The 20,280-nt window shown below is 68.9% G+C and carries 17 protein-coding genes; 4 read left to right on the forward strand and 13 right to left on the reverse strand.

Features of this window, described 5'->3' with window-relative positions; genetic code table 11:
- Positions 1–112: 112 nt before the first annotated feature.
- The 6 genes from ENSA7_RS16440 to ENSA7_RS16465 all read right to left on the reverse strand — a co-directional run bounded on the left by ENSA7_RS16440 (position 113) and on the right by ENSA7_RS16465 (position 9,381).
- The gene (locus ENSA7_RS16440; protein ID WP_181233805.1) at positions 113–2,017 is read right to left on the reverse strand and encodes a protein kinase domain-containing protein; all 1,905 of its coding nucleotides are present in this window, start codon (positions 2,015–2,017) and stop codon (positions 113–115) included.
- Positions 2,018–2,137: 120 nt separating this feature from the next.
- On the reverse strand, positions 2,138–2,662 hold the full coding sequence (locus tag ENSA7_RS16445) for a hypothetical protein (protein ID WP_106090243.1): 525 nt from the start codon (positions 2,660–2,662) through the stop codon (positions 2,138–2,140).
- 93 nt (positions 2,663–2,755) lie between these two features.
- A complete protein-coding gene (locus tag ENSA7_RS16450; protein WP_146157766.1) occupies positions 2,756–3,970 on the reverse strand; it encodes a hypothetical protein in 1,215 nt (404 codons plus the stop codon).
- Positions 3,971–4,418: 448 nt separating this feature from the next.
- Complete coding sequence (locus ENSA7_RS16455; RefSeq protein WP_106090245.1) at positions 4,419–4,907, reverse strand: hypothetical protein; 489 nt, start codon at positions 4,905–4,907, stop codon at positions 4,419–4,421.
- 220 nt (positions 4,908–5,127) lie between these two features.
- Positions 5,128–8,202, reverse strand: coding sequence for a DUF3427 domain-containing protein (locus ENSA7_RS16460; RefSeq protein ID WP_106090246.1), 3,075 nt, complete (start codon positions 8,200–8,202; stop codon positions 5,128–5,130).
- Between the two features lie 87 nt (positions 8,203–8,289).
- On the reverse strand, positions 8,290–9,381 hold the full coding sequence (locus ENSA7_RS16465) for a hypothetical protein (RefSeq protein ID WP_106090247.1): 1,092 nt from the start codon (positions 9,379–9,381) through the stop codon (positions 8,290–8,292).
- Between the two features lie 125 nt (positions 9,382–9,506).
- Here ENSA7_RS16465 and ENSA7_RS16470 point away from each other — a divergent pair, with 125 nt between their 5' ends.
- Complete coding sequence (locus ENSA7_RS16470; RefSeq protein WP_106090248.1) at positions 9,507–9,719, forward strand: hypothetical protein; 213 nt, start codon at positions 9,507–9,509, stop codon at positions 9,717–9,719.
- 178 nt (positions 9,720–9,897) lie between these two features.
- Positions 9,898–11,346: a CapA family protein gene (locus ENSA7_RS16475; RefSeq protein WP_106090249.1), complete on the forward strand. Its 1,449-nt coding sequence runs from the start codon at positions 9,898–9,900 to the stop codon at positions 11,344–11,346.
- Here ENSA7_RS16475 and ENSA7_RS16480 read toward each other — a convergent pair.
- The 3 genes from ENSA7_RS16480 to ENSA7_RS16490 form a co-directional block, all read right to left on the reverse strand.
- Complete coding sequence (locus tag ENSA7_RS16480) at positions 11,333–13,033, reverse strand: TIGR02996 domain-containing protein (RefSeq protein ID WP_106090250.1); 1,701 nt, start codon at positions 13,031–13,033, stop codon at positions 11,333–11,335. The genes ENSA7_RS16475 and ENSA7_RS16480 overlap by 14 nt on opposite strands.
- A gap of 157 nt (positions 13,034–13,190) precedes the next feature.
- Positions 13,191–14,123, reverse strand: a complete 933-nt coding sequence (locus ENSA7_RS16485; RefSeq protein ID WP_146157767.1) for a hypothetical protein — start codon at positions 14,121–14,123, stop codon at positions 13,191–13,193.
- Positions 14,124–14,261: 138 nt separating this feature from the next.
- On the reverse strand, positions 14,262–15,194 hold the full coding sequence (locus ENSA7_RS16490; protein WP_106090252.1) for a UbiA-like polyprenyltransferase: 933 nt from the start codon (positions 15,192–15,194) through the stop codon (positions 14,262–14,264).
- Between the two features lie 83 nt (positions 15,195–15,277).
- On the opposite strand from ENSA7_RS16490, the gene ENSA7_RS16495 reads away from it, so the two are divergent.
- Positions 15,278–15,766, forward strand: coding sequence for a Kazal-type serine protease inhibitor family protein (locus tag ENSA7_RS16495; protein WP_146157768.1), 489 nt, complete (start codon positions 15,278–15,280; stop codon positions 15,764–15,766).
- Between the two features lie 61 nt (positions 15,767–15,827).
- Here ENSA7_RS16495 and ung read toward each other — a convergent pair whose 3' ends face one another.
- The 4 genes from ung to ENSA7_RS16515 are packed head-to-tail and all read right to left on the reverse strand — an operon-like array spanning position 15,828 to position 18,883.
- A complete protein-coding gene (gene ung / locus ENSA7_RS16500; RefSeq protein ID WP_106090254.1) occupies positions 15,828–16,517 on the reverse strand; it encodes a uracil-DNA glycosylase in 690 nt (229 codons plus the stop codon).
- Positions 16,517–17,455 carry an NAD-dependent epimerase/dehydratase family protein gene (locus tag ENSA7_RS16505; RefSeq protein ID WP_106090255.1) on the reverse strand — a complete coding sequence of 313 codons (939 nt, stop codon included), beginning with the start codon at positions 17,453–17,455 and terminating at the stop codon, positions 16,517–16,519. The genes ung and ENSA7_RS16505 overlap by 1 nt, the downstream gene beginning before the upstream one ends.
- Before the next feature lie 50 nt (positions 17,456–17,505).
- The gene (locus tag ENSA7_RS16510) at positions 17,506–18,414 is read right to left on the reverse strand and encodes a lysophospholipid acyltransferase family protein (RefSeq protein ID WP_280524013.1); all 909 of its coding nucleotides are present in this window, start codon (positions 18,412–18,414) and stop codon (positions 17,506–17,508) included.
- Entirely contained in the window at positions 18,371–18,883 is a 513-nt protein-coding gene (locus ENSA7_RS16515; RefSeq protein ID WP_106090256.1) for an Lrp/AsnC family transcriptional regulator, read from the reverse strand. Before ENSA7_RS16515 ends, ENSA7_RS16510 begins: the two co-directional genes overlap by 44 nt.
- A gap of 81 nt (positions 18,884–18,964) precedes the next feature.
- Here ENSA7_RS16515 and ENSA7_RS16520 point away from each other — a divergent pair, with 81 nt between their 5' ends.
- Positions 18,965–20,230: a threonine/serine exporter family protein gene (locus tag ENSA7_RS16520; RefSeq protein WP_181233806.1), complete on the forward strand. Its 1,266-nt coding sequence runs from the start codon at positions 18,965–18,967 to the stop codon at positions 20,228–20,230.
- Positions 20,231–20,280 lie beyond the last annotated feature (50 nt).

Consider the following 20,280-nt stretch of genomic DNA (forward strand, 5'->3'; position numbering starts at 1 on the left):
GGTGGCCCCGGGCCCGCTTGGCTCGCTCAATCTGGGCGGCGTCACGCCGGGCCGCCTCGGGCAGGGGTGGGGGCAGGAGTGGGGGCGGACGGTCCGTGCGGCCGGGTCGCGCTCACGTCCGGGTCCCGAACCGCTGGACCATCTCCATGATGAAGCGCTGCTCTTCCGGCGAGATGTGGCCGTCGGCCCCAGCGATTCGCCACAGATCCGCGAGCACGTGGCGCAGGGTCTCGGCGTCGGTCGAGTGGCGCAGGGTCTCGGCGGCCGCGCGCGCACGGTCGAGGCGAGCCTCGACGCTGGCGAGCGCCTTGTACTCGTTCACGGCCTCGCGCAGCACGGCGGCGGTGTCCGTCATCGAGGCCCCGGGCGCCCACTGGCGCAGCTGCTCGCCCAGGACTTTCATCTCCGTCGCGGCCACCGTGCCCTGGGTCGCCGAGCCCAGCGCGAGGTACAGGAAGGCGAGCGAGCTGAGCCGATTGTCGCCTTGCAGCCCGAACGCCCGCGCGGTCTCGCTGACGAACTGCTGCTCGGACTCCGAGATGTGCCCGTCGGCCGTCGCGATCTCGCGCAGATCCACGACGAGCTGGGTCAGGCTCGCGGGCGGAAAGCTGGCGGCCAGCTGCGCGCGACACTGGGCCAGCGCGGCGATCTTGTTGCTGGCGCCGCGGTAGCCCAGGACCGCCTCGCGCAGCACGTGACCGATGCCGTCGAGGCCGACCTGCGGGCCCCAGCGGCGCAGCCGATCCGCGAGCGCGCGCATCTCTTCGGTGGTCAGTACGCCGTCGGTGCCGTGGGCGAAGGCCACGAACAAGTAGGCGATCGGCGCGAGCGCCTGACCGTGGGACGGGTCGATCGCCGAGCCGCCCATCCCTGGCATCATCACGGTCGAGTCGGTCGGCGGGCCAGCGTCGACGTGCTGTGGGGGCCTGGCAGCGCCCGCAGAGCCGACAGCGTTCGTGTGGCCGGCAGCGCCCGCATGGCCGGCCGCGCCTGTATAACCGGCCGCGCCTGTATAACCGGCCGCGACGCGCGGGGGCTGAGCGTGGCCGATCAACGGAGCGGGGAGCGGGGCGCCGTGATCGATCCCGCGTGGTAGCGCCCCGTCGAGCTCGAGCACGGCTCGCTCGAACTCGACCATGTCGGCGAAGCGCTCGCTGGGGAACTTGCCGAGCGCCTTGAAGATCAGCGCCTCGAGCCCATCGATCACATGGGCGGGCACGTCGAGCTGTGGGGCGACGTCGCGCAGCCGCCGAGGTCGCTCGGTCACGTGCTGACGCAGCACCTGCATGAAGTTGTCGCCAGGGAAGGGGACGGTGCCGCTGAGCATCTCGAAGATCATGCAGCCGACGGCGTACAGGTCTGCGCGGCCGTCGATCTCCCCGCCCGTGGCCTGCTCGGGCGCCATGTAGCTGGCGGTGCCGAACACCATGCCAACCTGGGTCAGCTGCTGGCCGTCGTCGATCTTGGCGATGCCAAAGTCGAGGACCTTGACGAAGTCGGCGGTCCCGTGACGGGTGATCAGGAACACGTTGCCGGGCTTCATGTCGCGGTGGACGATGCCGGCTCGGTGCGCGGCCGCGAGGGCCCGAGCGATCTGCACGATGATCGGCTTGGCGCGCGCCCAGCCGATGCTGCGCCCGCGTCCAACGATGTGGGCCAGCTCGCAGCCGTCGAGCGCCTCCATTGCGAAGTACGCGTAGTCGGGGGTCTGCCCGAAGTCGAGGATGTCGATGATGTTCTCGTGTTGGACCGCAGCCGTGGCCCGCATTTCACGAAAGAAGCGCTCGACCAGATGCGAGTCGTGGGTCAGCTCGGGCTTGAGCACCTTGATCGCAACGAGCTTGCCCAGCACGACGTGCTCGGCGAGGTAGACCGCGCCCATGCCCCCGTCGCCGAGCACGCCCGTGATGTGGTAGCGATCCGCGAGCACGCTGCCGACGCCGAGCGGGGCGCTGGGCGGCGCGGCCAGGGTATCGGTCAACAGCGGAGGGCCGTCGAAGGGTGGATCGCTCGACACGACCCGAGCGTACAGCATGCGGGCAGGCCGGGGAAAAGCTCCCGCGCCCCCTCAGGTCACCCGACCTGAACCACACGGGCCCTGCCGCTGGCGCCGTCCTGGGGGCTGGGTTCCCGGGGCCTACTGGGCCGGCGCTGCTGCAGCTTCGCCGCTGAAGGCCTCGATGCAGGCGCCCAGGATGTCGGGGAGGTCCTTCTTGTAGTCACCCGGCGCGTTGGCCATCGCGTTGGCCTGGCAAGCGGCGACCTCGATGCTCCCAGCCTTGACGCAGCCGGCCTTGATGATCCCCAGCTGCGACTCCTTGGCCCCGTTCCAGTTGGCCAGGCCCTCGCCGTCGTAGTGCTTTTGCATGAACTCGTCTTGCGCGGTCGCAACCCCGGCGCAGGCGGCCTCGAGATCCTTGGGCAGCTCGGCGGGCAGGACCGCCAGCGCCTTGATCGCCGCGGCCTTGTCGGCGAGCGCCTGCTCTTCGGCGGCGCGGTCGGCCTTCTTCTTGGCCAGGCGCTCCTCGAGTTCCTTGTCGGCCTCCGACTTCTCTTCGACCTTGTCGTCCTTCTTCTCTTCTTTCTTGTCGCAGGCTGGCAGCAGCGCGCACAGCAAGAACGAGGACAGGATCAGCTTCGAGGTTCGCTTGAGGTGCAGCATCGAGTTGGGCGGAGCATGCCACGATCGAGGGCCGCGCGTCTGCGCACGCGAACGCCCCCACGCAGGCGGGTGTGCGAGCTGTCGCCGCTGGGATCAGCCGTTTTCGAGCTTCGTCACCTCCGGGGCCTTCGACGCGGCCCGGATGTTGCGAATGATGTCGAACGACACGCTGATGCCGACGTAGGGGCGGATCATGTAGCGCTCGCTGGCGTAGGGGCCGAGCTGTGTGGGATCGACGACCTGACCCACCGCGTAGCCTGGGTTGAGCTGATCGCCCTTGATGATCGCCATGCCGACGCCGAGGTTGAGCCCGGTGACGGGCTCGAAGAACAGACCCGAGTAGAACTCGTCACCGAACTTGGAGAGATCGAGGCCAACGCCGAGCTGGAGACCGAGGCTGTTGGCGGCGTAGCGAGCCCGGCGTAGGTGCTGGCAACGCTTGGCTTCGGCTGCGGTCAAGTCGGCTTCGGCGTGGTCGAGTGGGTTCTGCGCTGCGTCTCGATCCCGTTGGGCGGGCGCTAGGCGTCCCTCCCAATCGCTCACTTGCCGTTGGGCTGTCTTTTGGTCAGCCGTAGCGTTCGTTAGCGCGTCGCTCGCCTCCCTCAACGACACCTCAGCCGCATCTTTGTCGTTCTCGGCCTTCTCGACTTTGGCTCGAGCAACTTCTAGTTCAGCCTCGGCGCTTTTCCTGGCTTTGCTCTGCTTGGTCCCATCAAGCTTGGTCTGCGCCGCTTTGAGCCCGGCTTTGGCCGTCTCGAATTCGACCAGAGCCTCATTGAGAGCGGCCTGATCCTGGTCTCGTTCGATAGCGGCCCCTGCCAGTTCGTCGTCTGCGTCTTTCAATTTTTCGCGGGCCTTGTTCAGCTCGGAATTGACCTGGTCCAGTACCAAGAGCGCTTGGTCTCGACTGACCTTCTCTGCGTCTCGTTTGGTCCGGGCGTCCGCGAGCTTCACATCGGCGGCCTCCATGCGAACACACACACGATCGCTGCTGAACGAGGAAATCGCGCCCAGTCGACGGCCGCCTGGGAACACGTGCAGCATCACGGCTGGCGAGACTCGCAGGTCCTCCTCGAGGGTCAGCACGCTCTTGTCGAGATCGGGCACGACCCTGCTCGAGACCTTGCGTTTGCCGCCAATCACGAACGGCGCGGCCACGCTGACGTCGAGGAAGTACAGCGGTCGCAGGACGTGCGCGACGTGGACATGCTCGGCGGCGGGGAGCGGTGGGGTATCGACAGCCTTGCGCTTGAACCTGAGCTCGACGCTCGCGGAGGCGGGGACCTCGAGCACGATCGAGCTGAGCACGGTGAACTCGGTCGGAGTCGAGCATGGCGGCGGGGGTCCATCTAGTCCCTCCGCTTTAATCTCACTCCCCGCGGCAGCGTCGGCCCGGAACAGCTGCTCTCGCTTGGGTCCACCGACGAGGCTCAGGTTGAACTCCACGTTGGCATACCGGGCCGCGCAGCCAACCACCTTGACCGTCACGCTCTCGCCCTGATCGAGGTTCGCCGGCAGGCGATCGCGGTCTGCGTTGGAGTTCCGTGGCAAACCGACGCCGTCGCCGTCGAGGCACAGGACGTTGGCCGGCTCGCAGCCCGCAGCTTCGAACACTTTGAGCCCATCATCATCGCTGAGCTGCTCCACCGGTCGCACAGGCGCTGCTGCCAACGCGAAGCCGGGCACGCCAAACGCCAACCCAAGCCCGAGCACCACCGCGAATCCGATCGTTTGTTTGTCTTGCATGTCGGTCTCCTCAAGTCGTCGATTCGTCACTCGTGTCCGTGCTGCTCTCGCCGCCCTCGGAGTCGTTGGCGCTGCTGACCTCGCGGGTCACCAACGTCGCGTCCGATGCCAGCACCTCGCCGCTCGGACGGGTCGTGCCGCCGGTCGGACACCCGGTCTCGTAGAGCGACGCCGACACCAGCGCCTCGACTTGCTCGGGGCTCACGAACACATCCACGAGCTCGCCGTCGCCCGGTGCGGAGACGCAGCCCGCCGCCAGATCCTGCCCAGCGCGGCGCAGCGTCCCGCCGTCGACCTCGAGCCACACGCTCTGCCCGCCCCAGGTCTGCACGACCAGGTGCACACCAAACTCGGCGGAGCTCGGCTGGGCCGCGTCGCCGGCCCGCGCGAGATCCAAGAAGACGGCAGGTGTCGGCGGTGGATCGAATTCACAGGCCGCCAGCGCGAGGCTCAGCGCCATCACCAGCGTGGACGGGACCAAATGATTGGGCTTGGACATGGTTGGCTCTCACCAACCCAGTCCGAGCCGCGGCGCGACCCGTTCGTTTTTTCGCGCTAGCAGGCCGGGGAAATTCTCGACGCGGCCCAGAGTGCGTCACTGGGCTTCGAGGCCGCGGAGCCAAAGCGAAGCTGTATCGGGCATACCGCGAGCTTTGGCGACAAAGGCATTCGGAGGCCAGGGGCGTGCTCTGGGCCGTGTCGAGGTTTTTTCCGGCCTGCTAGCCCGCGGCGACCTTCACGTCACTCCACAGCTCCGGCGGCATCGCGTGGTGGAGCCGCCAGATGATGCGCATCGGCTTCTCGCGCTCGTGCGACTCATAGTCCACGGGCCCGAGGAAGGTGTAGGGGCTGGTGACGCCGCGCTCGTGGGTCCGCTGGCGGACGAACAGGAGGATGTTCCAGTCCATCGCGCGGTGGTTCTGATAGCGGCGGCCGGTCTCCGAGTCGGCGCGGGTGCGGCCCTGGGACTCCCAGTGAAACCGCTCGCGGCTGATCGGGTAGTCCTCGTAGAGGGTGGTCGGCGTGAACTGCTTGGCGTCCTTGTCGAGGGTGACGAACAAGAGGTCGGACCGAGTGGCCTGGTGGCGATACACGCCGCCTTGCAGGCGCAGGAGCTTGCCCTGGCGAAGCTCGCCGAGGCCGGCGATGACCTCGTCGCGGCTGTAGGTCGCGTGGATCCGCAGCGGGGCGAGGCCCGGGAGCTCGAGCGTGGGACGCCGACGTCGATCGTCGAGCACACCCATGAGCTCGGCCAGCTCGCGGCGCAGGTCGGGGGCGGCCCACAGCTCGTCCCACGCGGCTGAGAGCTCGGCGATCGGGCGGCGCACGTGGCCGGCCGCGACGAACAGCATGAGCTGCAGCGGGTCCGACGGATCCGCGCGCAGGGGCTTGTCGAGCGTCAGCCAGCGACGCCAGGTGCCGAGCCGGTTCGGATCATCGACATGCAGCAGGCGCTCCATCGCGCGGGTCGTCGCGTGCTTGGGGGCAGGGCCCTCGCGCAGACCCGCGCGATGGAGCAGCTCCGTGTACGTGCCGCCGCGACCGTAGACCTGGTCGAGCTCGACGCCGGCTTGATCGAGGAAGCGGCGCAGGCCGACGTCGCCGATCGCTGCGAGGTCGCGGGCCAGCTCCTGCCGCCCGAGCCGGAGGGTCCGCTCGATGCTCTCGACGACGATCTCCTGGCTGCGGTGATCGAGGAGGATCTCGCAGCCAGCTGGCAGGTGAGGGAAGCCGGCCTCGACCGCGCCCTTGACCTGGGCGCGGGTGCCACCAACGAGCGCCGCGAACCGCTGGTCAAACCGGAACCGCTCGTGGACGCCGTCGCCGATGAAGTCGAGGACCGTGAGGCAGTCCTTGCCCTCGGCCAGGCGGAGGCCGCGTCCGAGCTGCTGAAGGAAGACCGTCGCGCTCTCGGTCGGGCGCAGGAACAACACGGTGTCCACGGCCGGAAGGTCGACGCCCTCGTTGAACAGATCGACGGCGAACAGGATCTTGACCGTGCCGTCGCGCAGGGCTCGGAGGGCCGCCGCGCGCTTGTTCGAGCTGGTCTTGCCGCTCACCGCCAGCGCTGGCACCCCCGCTCGCTGAAACCACGCCGCCATGAACTCCGCATGCTCGACGCTCACGCAAAAGCCCAGCGCACGCATGGCGTGGAGGTCGGCGACCTTGTCCTGGGTCGCGCGCAGGACCGCGCGGGCCCGGACGTCGTCGGCTGTGTAGAGGCGCTCGAGATCGCGGGTGTCGTAGCGGCCCGCGCGAAAGTCGACGGTGCTCAGATCGGTCTCGTCGTGGACGCCGAAGTAGTGAAAGGGCGAGAGCAGGCCGAGGTCGAGGGCGTCCCACAGGCGGATCTCGTAGGCGATGCGCTGCTCGAACCACGCGAGGATCGACTGGCCATCGGCGCGCTCGGGGGTCGCGGTGAGGCCCAGCAAGATCTTCGGGCGCAGGTGGCTCAGGAGCCGGTCGTAGGTTGGCGCCGCCGCGTGGTGGAACTCGTCGACGATGACCACGTCGTAGGCCTCGGGCCGCAGCTCGGCGAGGCGGCCTTCATGCAGCGACTGGACCGACGCGAACAGGTGCCGGTCCCGCTCGAGCGGCCGGTCAGGCTCGAGTCGACGGCCGAAGTTGCCGTCACGGAGCACGGCCCGGAACGCGCCGAGGCTCTGCCTGAGGATCTCTTCGCGGTGGGCGACGAACAACAGCGACAGCGGGCCGCGCTCTCGCTGCAGCCGGCGAAAGTCGAGCGCCGCGATCACCGTCTTCCCGGTTCCGGTCGCGGCGACGACGAGGTTCTGGTGATGGCCGGCGTCGCGCTCGGCCGCGAGCGCGTCGAGGGCAGTTTGTTGGTGCGGGTGGGGGCGGATGTCGATCGCGCGGGCGATCGCGTCGCGGTCGGCGTCGGGCCTTCGCTGGGCGTCGAGGTCGTCGAGGAAGCGCTCGCGGTCGAACGGCTCGAACGATCCCTCGTCGCTCCAGTACTGCTCGAAGGTGGTCTCGAGCTTCTTGTGCACGGTCGCGTTGTCGATCTGGCCGACCCGCACGTTCCACTCGCAGCCGTCGAGCAGCGCGCTGTGGCTGAGGTTCGACGAGCCGACCACCGCCGTCGAGAACCCACTGTCGCGGTGAAACAGCCAGGCCTTGGCGTGTAGACGGGTGCGACGGCTGTCGTAGGACAGGCGGACCTGGGCGCCGAGCTCCTGCAGCGTGTCGAGGGCGCGGAGCTCGGTGGCGCCGAGGTAGGTGGTCGTGAGCACGCGGAGCTGGCCGGGGCGCCGCTCGATGAAGCGACGGAGCGGATCGAGGATCACCCGGAGGCCGGAGTACTTGAGGAACGAGATCAGGATATCGACCCGATCCGCGCTCGGGAGCTCGCGCGCGACGAGGTGGCCGAGCCGGACGTCGCGGGGGCCGTTGACGAGCAGGTCGCTGTGACTCGGCGAGATCAGCGGGCGCGGCGGGTGGTTGGCGGCGAGGCGGATCTCGTCGCTCGAGAGCAGCGAGCGCAGCACACGGCCGGGTGGAGCGACGCGGTCGTGCTCGTCGATCTCGCCCCGTTTGGCTTGATCCCCGAGCCAGGTGACCAATTCGTTGACGAGCTGAAGCTGGCCCGCGCGGTCCTTTTTTGCCTGGCGAAGCACGTGGTGGAGCAGCTGCGTCACGTGGCGAGTGAGCAGCTCGGCCGCGGCCTCGTCGGACAGCTCGGCGACGTCTTTGAAGCGTGGGTCGATGGCCTCGAGCGCCTCGGCGACCTCGCGGGTCAACAAGGTCTCGTGCAGCCCAGGCCGAAGCGCCATCGCGCTCGAGGATACGCCAACGGACGCCGACTGGGGAGCATCTCGCCCGCTCACGCGTCGGCGTGATCGCGGGCGTCTCGCTGACGCTCAGCTCATGAACGTCGCGACCCCGAGCAGCACCATCGCAGCCAGCAACGCTCGGCGACCCAGCAGCGCGCGCCTCAGCACCACCTGCGGGTCTGAACCGCCGGCCGCGAACAGCACCGCCGCGCTGTCCTTGCCACCGACGATCCGCCCCTGTTCGCGACGCAGCTCGCCGAGCACCGCTACGCGATCGCCCGCGTGGATGCGCTCGAGGGCGACCGCCCGCGTGCGGTCGGGGATGGCCTGCCCCTTGGGCTTCGGCGGTCGCCAGCCCGACGCCTCCTCGCCCCGGCGCCCAAAGCTCAGCTCGCGCTCGGCCGCCCATACGAGCCCCCGCAGCGGGACCTCGATGATCCCCAGCTCCGTGTCGAGGCGGAGGCTCTCGAGCTCGCGCTCGCGCCTGAGCCCGCAGCTGTAGTGCGAGGTCTCGGTCACCTGCACGGTCTGCGGGTTGCCATTGCTGTCGGTGATGTCCTTGGTCACCTGCTGGCTCTCGGACCAGGCGTACTCCAGCACCTCGCGCCACAAGACGGGCTTGGCACTGCGCTCGCCGACAACCGTGCCGACCAGCCGGCCTTCGCTGGCGTGCGTCGCATCGCGGATCGGCTGGGCGCCGAGCAACCGTCGAGCATCCCTCGCCGACTTGTGATCATACCGATAGGCGAGCAACCCAACGCTGAGGCCGAGCAGGCTGACAAAGCTCGGTGCGATCCAACTCGGGTAGTCCGGCATCGCCGGCCCGATGCCAACGATCATCCACCCTGCGAGCAGGAACAGCGCCAGCTCCCACTTGCTCCGGGTCGGCGGGTGCTCCTTCGTGAAGCCTCGCTCGCGAAAGCCCGGGTCGCTGGGCTTGCCAAACCCAGCCGGGTGAAACCGCGGTAGCGTTCGGTTCTGGACGTGGACATACGCGGCCAAGATCGCGTGCAGAACCACCCAACAGCCCGCGACCCCCCAACCACCGCCAGCTTCGAGCAGGCCAAACAGTGGCGCGGGGGCTGCGAACGCGAGCAGAATCAAGCCGCCGTAAGTCCATCCGAACCGCTGCGCCCGGGTGCCACGCTTGTTCTTCGGCTTGGAGTTCCGCCTGCCCACGCGTCCAGGATCGCACGATTCGCGCCGTCAGGGGCCGGTTTGCGGGGTTTAGCTACCGGAGCAAAAAATATTCAGTGTGGTGCAATCCCTCGTGGACCGGCCGGGTACTACCGCCCCGCCAGCTGATGACCGACCGCGAATCCACCCCAGTGAACCCCACCGCCTCCAGGCGCCGCCTCCAGCAACGCGGGCTCGCCAAGCTGATTGGCAGCGCAATCGACACCCCGAGCGTGGGCCTGGGCTTCGGATTGGTGGGTGTCGTGATCGCTGTGTTGGTGTTCGGGACCGCACCGGTGGTGGTCGGTGTCGGCCTGTTGGCGCTGCTCGTGGTGGATTAGTGGTAGGTGCCGTCACCAGGGCGGATCAGTCACGCGACGGCCGACGTCATCGTATGCGTAGGCATCGTCGACGTTGAACTCACACTCGCGCGAGGTTCGAGGTGATGCGCCCGGCCGCCGCGAGGCTGGCCATGTCGAGCTAGCTCGAGGCTACGCGCAGCGACTACAATCCCCGTAGGTGCCTCGCTTCGCTTCCTCAGCTCCGCTCTCCCGGGCCACGCTGCTCGCGGCTGCCCTGCTCGCGGGAGGCTGCAACAAGCCGGCGCCGGTCGACGATGGCGCGATCGAGCCGGGCATGGCGTTGTTCGACGCCTCGAGCACCGTCGAGCCAGACAAGGACGCGAGCGCGGCGCTGGTCGCTGCCCAGGCGATCCTGATCGGCGCGGATCAACACACCCTCACCGACGGCCCCGGCCTACCGGCCCAGCCACAACCCGAGCCCGAGCCCCCGTACACACTCCCCGACGACTACCTGCGCTTCGATGGCGCGTGCGCGTCGGGCAAGCGGATCACGCTGGCGTTCGGCGGCGATCTGCTGCTGCACAAAGAGCTGCAAGAGCAGGCCTACGCATCCAAGCAGGGCGCGGCGGTGCTGTGGGCCAACATCGCCGATCTGCTGGCCGAGCCGGACCTCACCTACCTCAACCTCGAGGGCCCGCTGGCGCACGGGCTCGATCGTGACTTCCTGGAGGTCGAGGATCCCGGTCGCGTGTTCGATCGGATCGTCTACACCAGCTATCCGCGCTTCAACTACCACGCGTCGATCGCCGCCGACCTGGTCGCGGCGGGCGTCGACATCGTGTCGACCGCCAACAACCACTCGCTGGATCGGGGCCCGCTCGGGGTCGACCGCACGGTCGCGGCGCTGCGCAAGGCCAAGCTGGAGTTCGTGGGCACCCGCGGGTCGAGCGAGCTCGAGCGGCTGTACACGGTGACCGAGGTGGACGGCCTGAAGATCGCCTGGATCGCCTGCACCAAGAACACCAATCGGGTCCCCGACGATCTCGATCAGGTCCTCCAGTGCGGATCGGGGTCGGCGGTCGAGGCGGTGATCCGCAAGCTGCGCTCGACCGGGCGCAAGCACGATCGCGCGGCCAAGGCCGACGCGGTGATCGTGACCCCGCACTGGGGCAAGGAGTACGTCCACGCGCCGCGCGAGTCGGAGCAGAAGCTCGCGAAGCGGTGGATCGAGGCGGGGGCGCTCGCGGTGATCGGCAGTCACCCGCACGTGGTCCAGCCGTGGACCAAGCTGGTCAGCGAGGACGGCCGCGAGGGGCTGGTCATGTACTCGCTCGGCAACTTCGCCAGTCATCAGCCCGAGCTCGCCCGCCGCAGCTCGCTGCTCATGTACCTGAGCTTGGTCCAGGCCGAGGACGGCGAGCTGCACATCGCGGGTGTCCGTCACCTGCCGCTGCACGTGCGCCAGGCCGGCGACGAGTTCTTCGTCGAGGCGATCGATCGCGTGCAGGGCCCAGCCGACGCGCGCGCGCTGATCGTCGCGTTGCTCGGGGCCGGCAACCTGGTCTCGCCCGATGAGCCGAAGCTCGCCGATCCGCACTGCGACGAAGACTGGCGGCCCCACCCGATCCCGGCGTGGGCCGAGCTCGCGCAGCCTATCGAGCCTTGATTGCAGGTCGAGCTTCGGGGAGCCACACCGGTCGCTCGCGCGTCCACTCGCCGATGTCGAGGCGCGCGTGGTCGAAGTGCGCGAGCTGTCGTGTGAGCTGCTCGACGCGCGCGGCGAGCCTGGCGTGGCGTGTGTCGACCTCGACACGAACCTCGTCGAGGTCATTGGCCAGTCCCGCGAGTGGCGTGGTCGCGATCACCTCGCCGTCGCGCTCCGCGAGGTGCACGTGGACGCGCGCCCAACGGCCCCGGTCATCACGCTCGAGCATCCACCAGCTCTCGCCGCGGTGCAGCACGATCCGCTGCACGTGTATGGGCACCTGACGCCAATCGGCCAGGCTTTGCCGAGACTCCATGTGGAACGCCCGCAGCCGCTCGCCTAGCTTGGAGTCCCACAGCCACGCGGCGTCCTGTGGCATGAGATCGTGCAGCATCCAGAAGCTACGCAGGCGCGTCAGGCCCTCGCACTCGCCGAGCGCCTTGATGCCCTTGCCAGTCCAGCCCCACCGGTTGACCGTATGATAGGAGAGGTGCTCGACCGGCAGCGTGTCGTGCCGGGTTGCCAGCGCCAGCAGTCCCGCGTCGCACACGTTCTCGAGCTCGCGAACGGCACGCATGTGCGGCGAGATGATCGCGGCCGAGCCTCGCGACCGACGGGCGAAGATCACACGCTCGAGCGTCGCCCACTCGCGGTGGTCCTGCTCGGCCTCGACGAGTCGCGCCGCGATCGGCTTGAGCGCAACGGCGACCGGGAAGCCGCGCTCGAACATCAGGCCGCGCTTGACCGCCAGGCGTGCGAGCGGGCCCAGCCACGTCGTGGCGTGCTCGGCCAGCAGCGCTCGCTCGCGGCTCCGGATCTCGCGGCTCGGCTCGTGGTCGGGCCGGTGGAGCTGCAGTCTGATCAGCTCTCCGTGTGGATCGCCCTGCGACAGCAACCAATCGCCGAGCACCATGCGCGCGGCGTCGTCGCCAGGATCGGCGTAGACCGCTTCAAACAACTGTTCGCGGGTCTTGGGTCCGCTCGCGCGCGGCTTTGGGTCAGCGGCGGGATCGAGCTTGGCGCTGGCGATGAGCTTCAGCAGCTGCTCGCGCTCGCTGGCAGCGAGCTCGTCGAGCTCCGCGTTGGGCTCGGTCTCGGGCTCGATGCTGCTGCCGAGCTCGACGAGGCGCGCCGCGATCTCGGCTTGGAACGCGGCCGAGCGGAAGCGACCGTCCGGAAGCAGCCGTGGATCACCGCACGCGAGCAGCAGTCGGTCGTAGCGCTGCGACAGCTTGTGCTGGTGCCCGAAGATCCGGAAGTTCCCATGTCGCCACGTTGCGACCCTCATGCTGAGGCGCGGGTCGTCGCGCCGCTCGGCGAGCTCGTCGAGGCACGCGATGATCTGCTGCTTGTAACCCCGCTCGAAGATGCGCTCGAACGCCTCGATGAGCAGGTGCAGATCGGCCGGGTCGCGTCGGCGAGCACGCTCGATCCAGTCGAGCAGCGCTTGCTTTTGTGTCTTGGCCGGCGGCAGCGAGCGTCCCTGCGCGACGCGGACCGACAGCCGCTCGACGAGCTCGGCCAGCTCCGGCGTTCGACACACGCGCCAGGCATCGATCAGCGCTCGCAGAGCCGTGGCGCCGGCTCCAATCTCGAGCGCAGCACGGGCGCGACCCAGCGCTGGCAGGGCATCGTGCGAGCGGGACACGACGCAGATCGTCGCACGCAGTGGAGATCCGTGCCATGCGCCGCAATCGTGATCAGCCTACGTCGCGTCGGCGAGGGCGCTTGGCTCGGTCGCCGGTTCCTTCCATCGGCCGTCCGTGCCGTGCATGACTCGGCTCGGGTCGAGCTTGCGCTATGCGTCAGCGGCCTTCAGCTTCGGCGCGCTTGCGGGCCTTCTTCTCGCGGCGGATCGTCCCGTCGAAGAACATCCCGGCCTGCAGGCCAAAGTACGGCCGCCACTTGCGCTCGTAGAACGCGTAGTGGGTGAGATCCGACTGGACCCCACCAAACGCGAAGCTGAAGGTCAGCGCGACCCGATCGATGCGACTCGTCGCGCTGAGCTCACCCATCACCACATGGTTGCGGGTGATCGTGGGTTGCTCGTTCTGGGTGCCCGGCGTGATGGCGTGGAAGACGGGTGGGATCGTCCAGTCGAAGCCATAGCCGAACGCGAGGCCGATGATCCTGCTCTGAAACCCGAGGTAGCCCTGCGGAAACACGGCGAGCGGCTGGGCGTTGCGGGAGTTGGCGACGTTGCCCCCCACGGCGACCGCCAGCCGGACCATCACGTACTTGAGAAACTGGGCCTGGTAGCCGAGGTCCAGCATCATCGGCGCGAAGTGGTAGCGGACGTTCTCGCCGGTCTCGGAGTCGGCCGCCTGGGTCAGGCGGATGTGCTGCGCGTGCAGAGCAAACCGGAACCGGTGGGTCCGCGGCAGGCTGCGGACCCGGGGGTCGACCTCGCCGTGGCTGGTGTCGAACTGGCGGTCCTTGGCTCGCTTGGCGAGCACCGGGGGGGCGATGAAGCTCGCTGGCGCCGGCGTCATCGCGATCAGCGACGGGACCTCGAGCGCGAGCTGCCCGGGCGAGCTCAGCGAGGCGTCGGTGCCTGTATCTGGTTCGAGCTGCTGGATGTCGTGGCCGAGCGGTGCCAGCGGACCTTCGAGCGGGGCCGCGACTGACGCGGGGCTCGGCTCCGAGGCGCTCGCGGTCTGCGGATCGAGCAACGCGATCGTGAGTGCGGCGAGGGTGCATCCGAACCCGGCTACGATCCGACTCGATCCGCGCGTCACCGACACAGCATCCGGGCACCCGCGGCGGCTGTCAAACCCGTGCGCGCGTTCAAATTCACTTGCCCCAGCCGGGTTTGGCGCGAGATCACAAACCGTGAAGCGACCGCGGCGTGGTGGCCATGCACGAGCTCACCCGCGTCAGCGGACCCAGGGCAGCACGACCACGTCGACGATCATCGCGGCAAAGTAGGCGATGCTGATCCAGCCGTTGAGGTCGAAGAAGGCCTTGTCGATCCGGCTCAGATCACTCGGGCGGACGATCCAGTGCTCGTAGGCCAAGATCGCCACGACGGCGATCAGCCCGACCAGGTGCGGGATGCCGAGCCCCGCGAGCAGCTGCAGGGCCACGAGCGCGGCGGCGGTCAGCAGGTGCAACAGCCCCGAGACCCACAGCGCCCCGCGGACCCCAAACGCGACCGGGATCGAGTGGAGCCCGGCCTGGGCGTCGAAGTCGTGGTCCTGCAGGCTGTAGATCACGTCGAAGCCCGCGACCCAGGTGCCGACCGCGACCATCATCACGCCGGGGATCGCAAAGCCCTCGAGCCCGCCCGTGACGGCCACCCACGCGCCGGCCGGGCCGAGCGACAGCGCTGCACCCAAGATCAGGTGGGCCGCCCATGAGAACCGCTTGAACAGGCTGTAGCCGCAGATGATCAGCAGGCACACGGGCGTGAACGCGAGCGCGACCGGGCCGAGCGCAGCCGCGGCGCCGACGAACACCAAGCTCGCGAGGATCGTCAGGGCCCACGCCGCGCCCAGGCCGATCTGGCCGGCCGGGAGCTCCCGAGTCGCGGTGCGCGGGTTCGCGGCGTCGATCTTGCGGTCGACGATCCGGTTGAAGCCCATCGCGGTCGTGCGCGCGCCCGTGAACGCGAGCACGATCCACACGAGCTTGAGCCAGGTCATCCCGGTGCCGTCGCCGAGGCCGTCGTACACGCTCGCGCGGTGCGCAAGCACGCCCGCCGCCAGCGTGAACGGCAGACCGAAGATCGTGTGGCTGAGGCGGACCAGGCTGGCGTAGCGGACCAGCGTCGTCCACACGCCGGGCTTGTCGTCGGCGGGCGCGGGCATCTTCGCAGAGCCTAACCGCGGCAGTGGGCGGGGTCGACAGCCAGCGGATGGCGACGCGCTGTGTCGCCGGATATCCTGAGGTCATGAACTCGATACGATTGAACTTGGCCTGGGTGCTGTGTCTACCTCTGCTCGTGTCCTGTGGTGACGACGTGAACAGCGCCGAGACGGGCACCACGTCGGAGACTGGGGACGGGGACGGCGACCCGGGAGATGGTGACCCGGGGGACGGAGACGGAGACGGAGACGGCGATGGGGATGGGGACGGAGACGGCGATGGAGACGGGGATGGGGACGGAGACGGCGATGGAGACGGAGACGGAGACGGAGACGGAGACCTCCTGCCCGGCCAATGTGGCGGCGTACAGATGGTCGGATGCCCCGACGGTCAATACTGCGACTGGCCCAACGACGACTGCGGCGAAGGCGGATCGATCGGCCTGTGTCTAGACAACCCGAACTTCTGTCCGGGGATCTTCGATCCGCACTGCGCCTGCAACGGGCAGACCTACTCCAACGCGTGCCAGGCCCAATCCGCGGGGTTCGACGTCGACCACCCCGGCGACTGCTGACCTGCTCGCGGGCAGCTCTGCGTCCTGTCTCGCTGGTTGTCAGCGAGACAGGCGCAGGGGCTCAGTCGGGCAGCGACCAGTCGATCGGCGGCTTGCCCCAGCGATCGAGCGCGGCGTTGACCTTGGAGAACGGCTTGCTGCCGAAGAACCCGCTGCTGGCCGACAGCGGCGAGGGGTGAGCCGCGACGATGATCTCGTGGTGGCTGCCGTTGCGCTCGATCAGCGGGAGCTTCTTCTGCGCGGGCTTGCCCCACAGCACGAACACCAGCGGATCTTCGCGGGCGGCGAGGACCTCGATCACGCGATCGCTGAAGGTCTCCCAGCCCTGCTTGCGGTGCGAGTTGGCCTTGTGGGCCTGGACCGTGAGCACGGTGTTGAGCAGCATCACCCCGCGGTCGGCCCACGCCTGCAAGAACCCGTGATCCGGAGCGTCGACGCCGACGTCGGACTGCAGCTCCTTGTAGAGGTTGCGCAGCGAGGGCGGGATCTTGACGCCGCGCCGAACCGAGAAGCACAGGCCGTGGGCCTGGTCGTTGTCGTGGTACGGGTCCTGGCCGAGGATCAGCACGCGGACCGACTCGTAGGGGGTGTGCTCGAACGCCGCGAACACCTCTGGCGCGGGCGGGAACACCTCTTGGGTGGCGCGGGCGCTGGCGACGAAGGCCTCGAGCTTGCGGAAGTAGGGCTTGGCGATCTCGTCGCCGAGCACGGCGTGCCAGCTCTGGGGCAGCTCTCCAAACGCTTCGCTCATCATAGACCTCGATCTTCTCGCAGGATGTTGGCGTCGCGGAACGACGACATGGTCGCGTGCTCGTCGTGGCTGTACGCAAACCCGGTGGCCTCGATGAAGGCGCTGTTGTCGACCACGACCGGGTGCTTGAGGTGAGCGATCGCGCCCGGGGGAAGCTTGGGCAGGCCAAACCGCCCGAGCGCGCGGGGCAGCAGCGCCTCTGGCAGCGGCACGGCCGAGCGATGGGTGGCGCGACACAGGACCGAGAGCGGCACGGGCGGGGGCCCGGCGACGTTGAACACGCCGGCGATCTCGGACTCGGCCGCGAGCACGATCGCCTTGGCGGCGTCGTCCTCGTGCATCACGTGAAACAGCGGATCGAAGCCCAGCGCCATCGGCACGCGGGGCCCGGCCAGGAAGCTCGCCAGCGTGCCGCGCCCGCTGGGGCCGAGCGCGTAGACGATCCGCAGCACGGCCGTGCGCATGTGCTTGCAGGACCACAGCGCGCGGCTGGCATACAGATCCGCGGCGACCAGATCCGCGAGCTCGGGGAACGTGGACACCGCGAGCGGGGGCTCGCTCTCGTTGCGGTACAGCGGCGCGTCGGCGGCCGCGCCATAGATGGTGTGGCGCCCGACGAACACCGCCTCTTTGACGCCAAACTCCTCGCAGTAGCGGAACACCGCCTGGGTCCCGCGCAGGTTGACCCGGTAGCGCTGCTCGGCGCTGGCGTTGAAGTGGGTGACCGTGGCCATGTGGATGACCACGTCGGGACGGTGGACGCGGAACACGTCGGCGGCCGGGCGCTTGCGGACGTCGGTCTGGAAGATCGTCACGCCCCGCGGCGCGCCCTGCCACGGCCGCACGTCGATGCCCAAGACCTCATGGCCGCCGTCGACCAGGCGGAGCGCGACGAGCTGCGCGTGGGCGCCAGCGATGCCGGTGATGAGGACCTTCACGAGGGTTGGATTAGGCCACGGATGCGCCGGAGGTCGCAAGCGGCACCGCGCTATTCGGCCTCCATGCCCTCTGATTGGTGCTCTAGATCCGCGAGCCCCCGCGCTCGCGAGCCCCGACCCACCGCAATCAATTCCTCGACTCGCTCCTTGACCTGCGCCACGTAGCCATCGATCACGTTGTCGGGCTCGTTGCCCGTGCCCTCGAATTTCATGGGCTCCCCGTAGTGAACCTCGCAGTGAACCGGCAGGGGGATCGGCAGCAGGTACGGCGTGACGGGCACGTAGGGCGCGTTGAGCAGCTTGGCGAGACCCTTGGCGTGGTAGATCGTGGGGATCGCCTCTTCGCCGCCGATGAACGCGATCGGCACGATCGGCACCTTGGTCTCGAGGGCGATACGCATGAACCCAGTGCCGAACCGGACCAGCTGGTAGCGATCGCGGTAGAGCTTGCCAGTTCCGCGCGCGCCCTCGGGGAACACCATCAGCAGGCGCCCATCGAGGAGCAGTCGCTTGGCGTGCTCGGGCAGACCCGGCAGCTGACCCACGCGCGAGAACCATGGGCCCATGAACGGCATGCTCTGGGCGAATTTCTCGACCATGCCGTGGGCGAGGCGAGGCGGCTCGCGGTCGAAGAAGATCGAGGCGAGGATCATGCTGCCGTCGGTGGGCAACCCACCGGAGTGGTTGGACACGAGCATCGCCGGACCGTGGGCGGGGACGTTCTCGACGCCGTGGGCCCGGAGCCGAAAGTAGTGCTTGTGAGCCTGACCGAGCACGGTCAGGAACAGCCCGAGGTGATCCTTGGAGATGCCGTAGGGGTCCAAGCCCCAGCGGTTGAAGGGCAGCTCGAGCCGATCGATCCGGTCGCGCACCTCGGGGCTGATCGCTCGCCTCCACATGTAGCGCGGCAGTGTATCACCCATGCCGCCCGCGGGCGGGCGCAGCGTGTTCGTGGCCATAATCAGGCAGCTGGTTGCTGCGGCGGTGCTGGAAGATCAGCGAGGTCTCGAGCTGCCCGAGCTCGGCCCGACCCGCGATCTGTTCGGCGACCAGGCGGCGCAGGTGTTCCACATCGCGCACGGCCACGTGCACGACCAGGTCGTGAGAGCCGGCGACGTCGTACAGATCCCGAACCTCGGGCTGTGCGGCGAGGTGAGCCCACAGGGCCTCCATCAGCTCGCGCTGGTGTCGGACGATCCGAACGAACACCAGCGCCTCGAGGGTGATGCCGAGCGCCTTGGGATCGACGTCGGCGTGGAAGCCCCGAATGATCCCGTCGTGGACCAGCCGCTTGACTCGCTCGAGGCAGCTCGACGGCGCCAGGCCGATCGACGCGGCCAGCTCCTTGTTGCTCTGCCGAGCATTGTTTTGCAGCGCCGCGAGGATCTCGTGGTCAATTCGGTCGAGGAGACGATTCTCTGGTTTCATCCGATTTCAATTCGGTGGCGCGCGGCGAGAATGGAGATAAATTCGAGCGAATCCGTCGCTGGACACGGATTATACGGAAAAATGCGCACAATGTCGCATGATCTTCGTCGCGCCCAGCGCGATTCGCGGGCGTTCCTCGTCAGCGCCGCGAAGTACCTGCATCGCCACGGTACTCCGGCCCATCGGCTGGAGGACACGCTGGTGGTCTGCGCGAAGGGGCTGGGCCAGCGCCTGCAGGTGTTGGCCACGCCGACCGCGGTCGAGCTGGCGTTTGGCGGTCGGCGCCAGCGGTCGTACCTGATCCGGGCCGACGCGGGGGAGGCCGAGCTCGGCCGGCTCGTCGCGCTCGATGCCGTGATCGCCGAGGTCGGGTCCGGCCGGCTGGATCCGGTCGCGGGCAAGCTGAAGCTCCGCAGGGTCGCCGCGGCGCCACCGGTCTACGGCGGCGCCGCGGTCATCGCGGCGTTTGGTCTGGCCTCGGCCGGCGCCGCCCGGTTCTTCGGGGGCAACCTCGCGGAGGTGCTGCTCTCGCTGGGCCTGGGCCTGGGGCTGGGGGTGCTGTCGCGCTTCGCCAACGCGCGCGCGGGGCTGGGGCGGGTGCTCACGCCGCTCGCCGCGTTCCTGGCCGCGCTGGTGTCGTTGCTCGCGGCGCGGTGGATCACCGGGGTCCACGAGCAGGTGACGATCCTGTCGGCGTTGATCGTGCTGGTGCCCGGGCTGAGCCTGACCCTGGCGATGACGGAGCTGGCGACGCGCCACCTGGTGTCCGGCACGGCGCGGCTGGCCGGCTCGCTGACCGTGTTCGTGACGATGGCGTTCGGGGTCGCCGTCGCGCGGGCGATCGTCGAGGTCTTGCCGCTCGGTCCCACCCACGAGGTCGCGCCCTGGCTGGTCGAGGCGCTGCCGGCCTGGACCCGCTCGTTCGCGCTGGTGTTGGCGCCGATCGGGTTTTGTGTGCTGTTCCAGGCCCGGCGCGCCGACATCCCGGCGATCGCGATCACCGGGATCTTCGCGGCCGAGCTCGCGCGCTTCGCCGCGTCGATCGTCGGTCCGGAGCTCGGCGCGTTCACGGGCGCGTTCGCGGTCGCGCTCGCGGCCAACGGCTACGCGGCGTGGCGTCGGCTGCCCGCCGCGGTGATCTTGCTGCCCTGTCTGCTGCTGTTGGTCCCGGGCGCGATCGGATTTCAGAGCGTGACCTCGTTCATGGCCAACGACGCGCTCGGCGGGATCGAGGCCGCGTTTCGGATGGTGCTGGTCGCCGTCTCGCTGGTCGCCGGGGTGCTCGTCGCCAACACGGTCGTGCTGCCGCATCTGCGCCGTCCGGCCACGGAGCACCGCGCGGCGTGAAGGTGCTACGCTTCGCCGCGGTCGCGCTGCCGGATGCAGGAACCGCCCAC

Origin of the sequence: Enhygromyxa salina (assembly GCF_002994635.1) — a bacterium.
Lineage (GTDB): Bacteria > Myxococcota_A > Polyangia > Nannocystales > Nannocystaceae > Plesiocystis > Plesiocystis salina_B.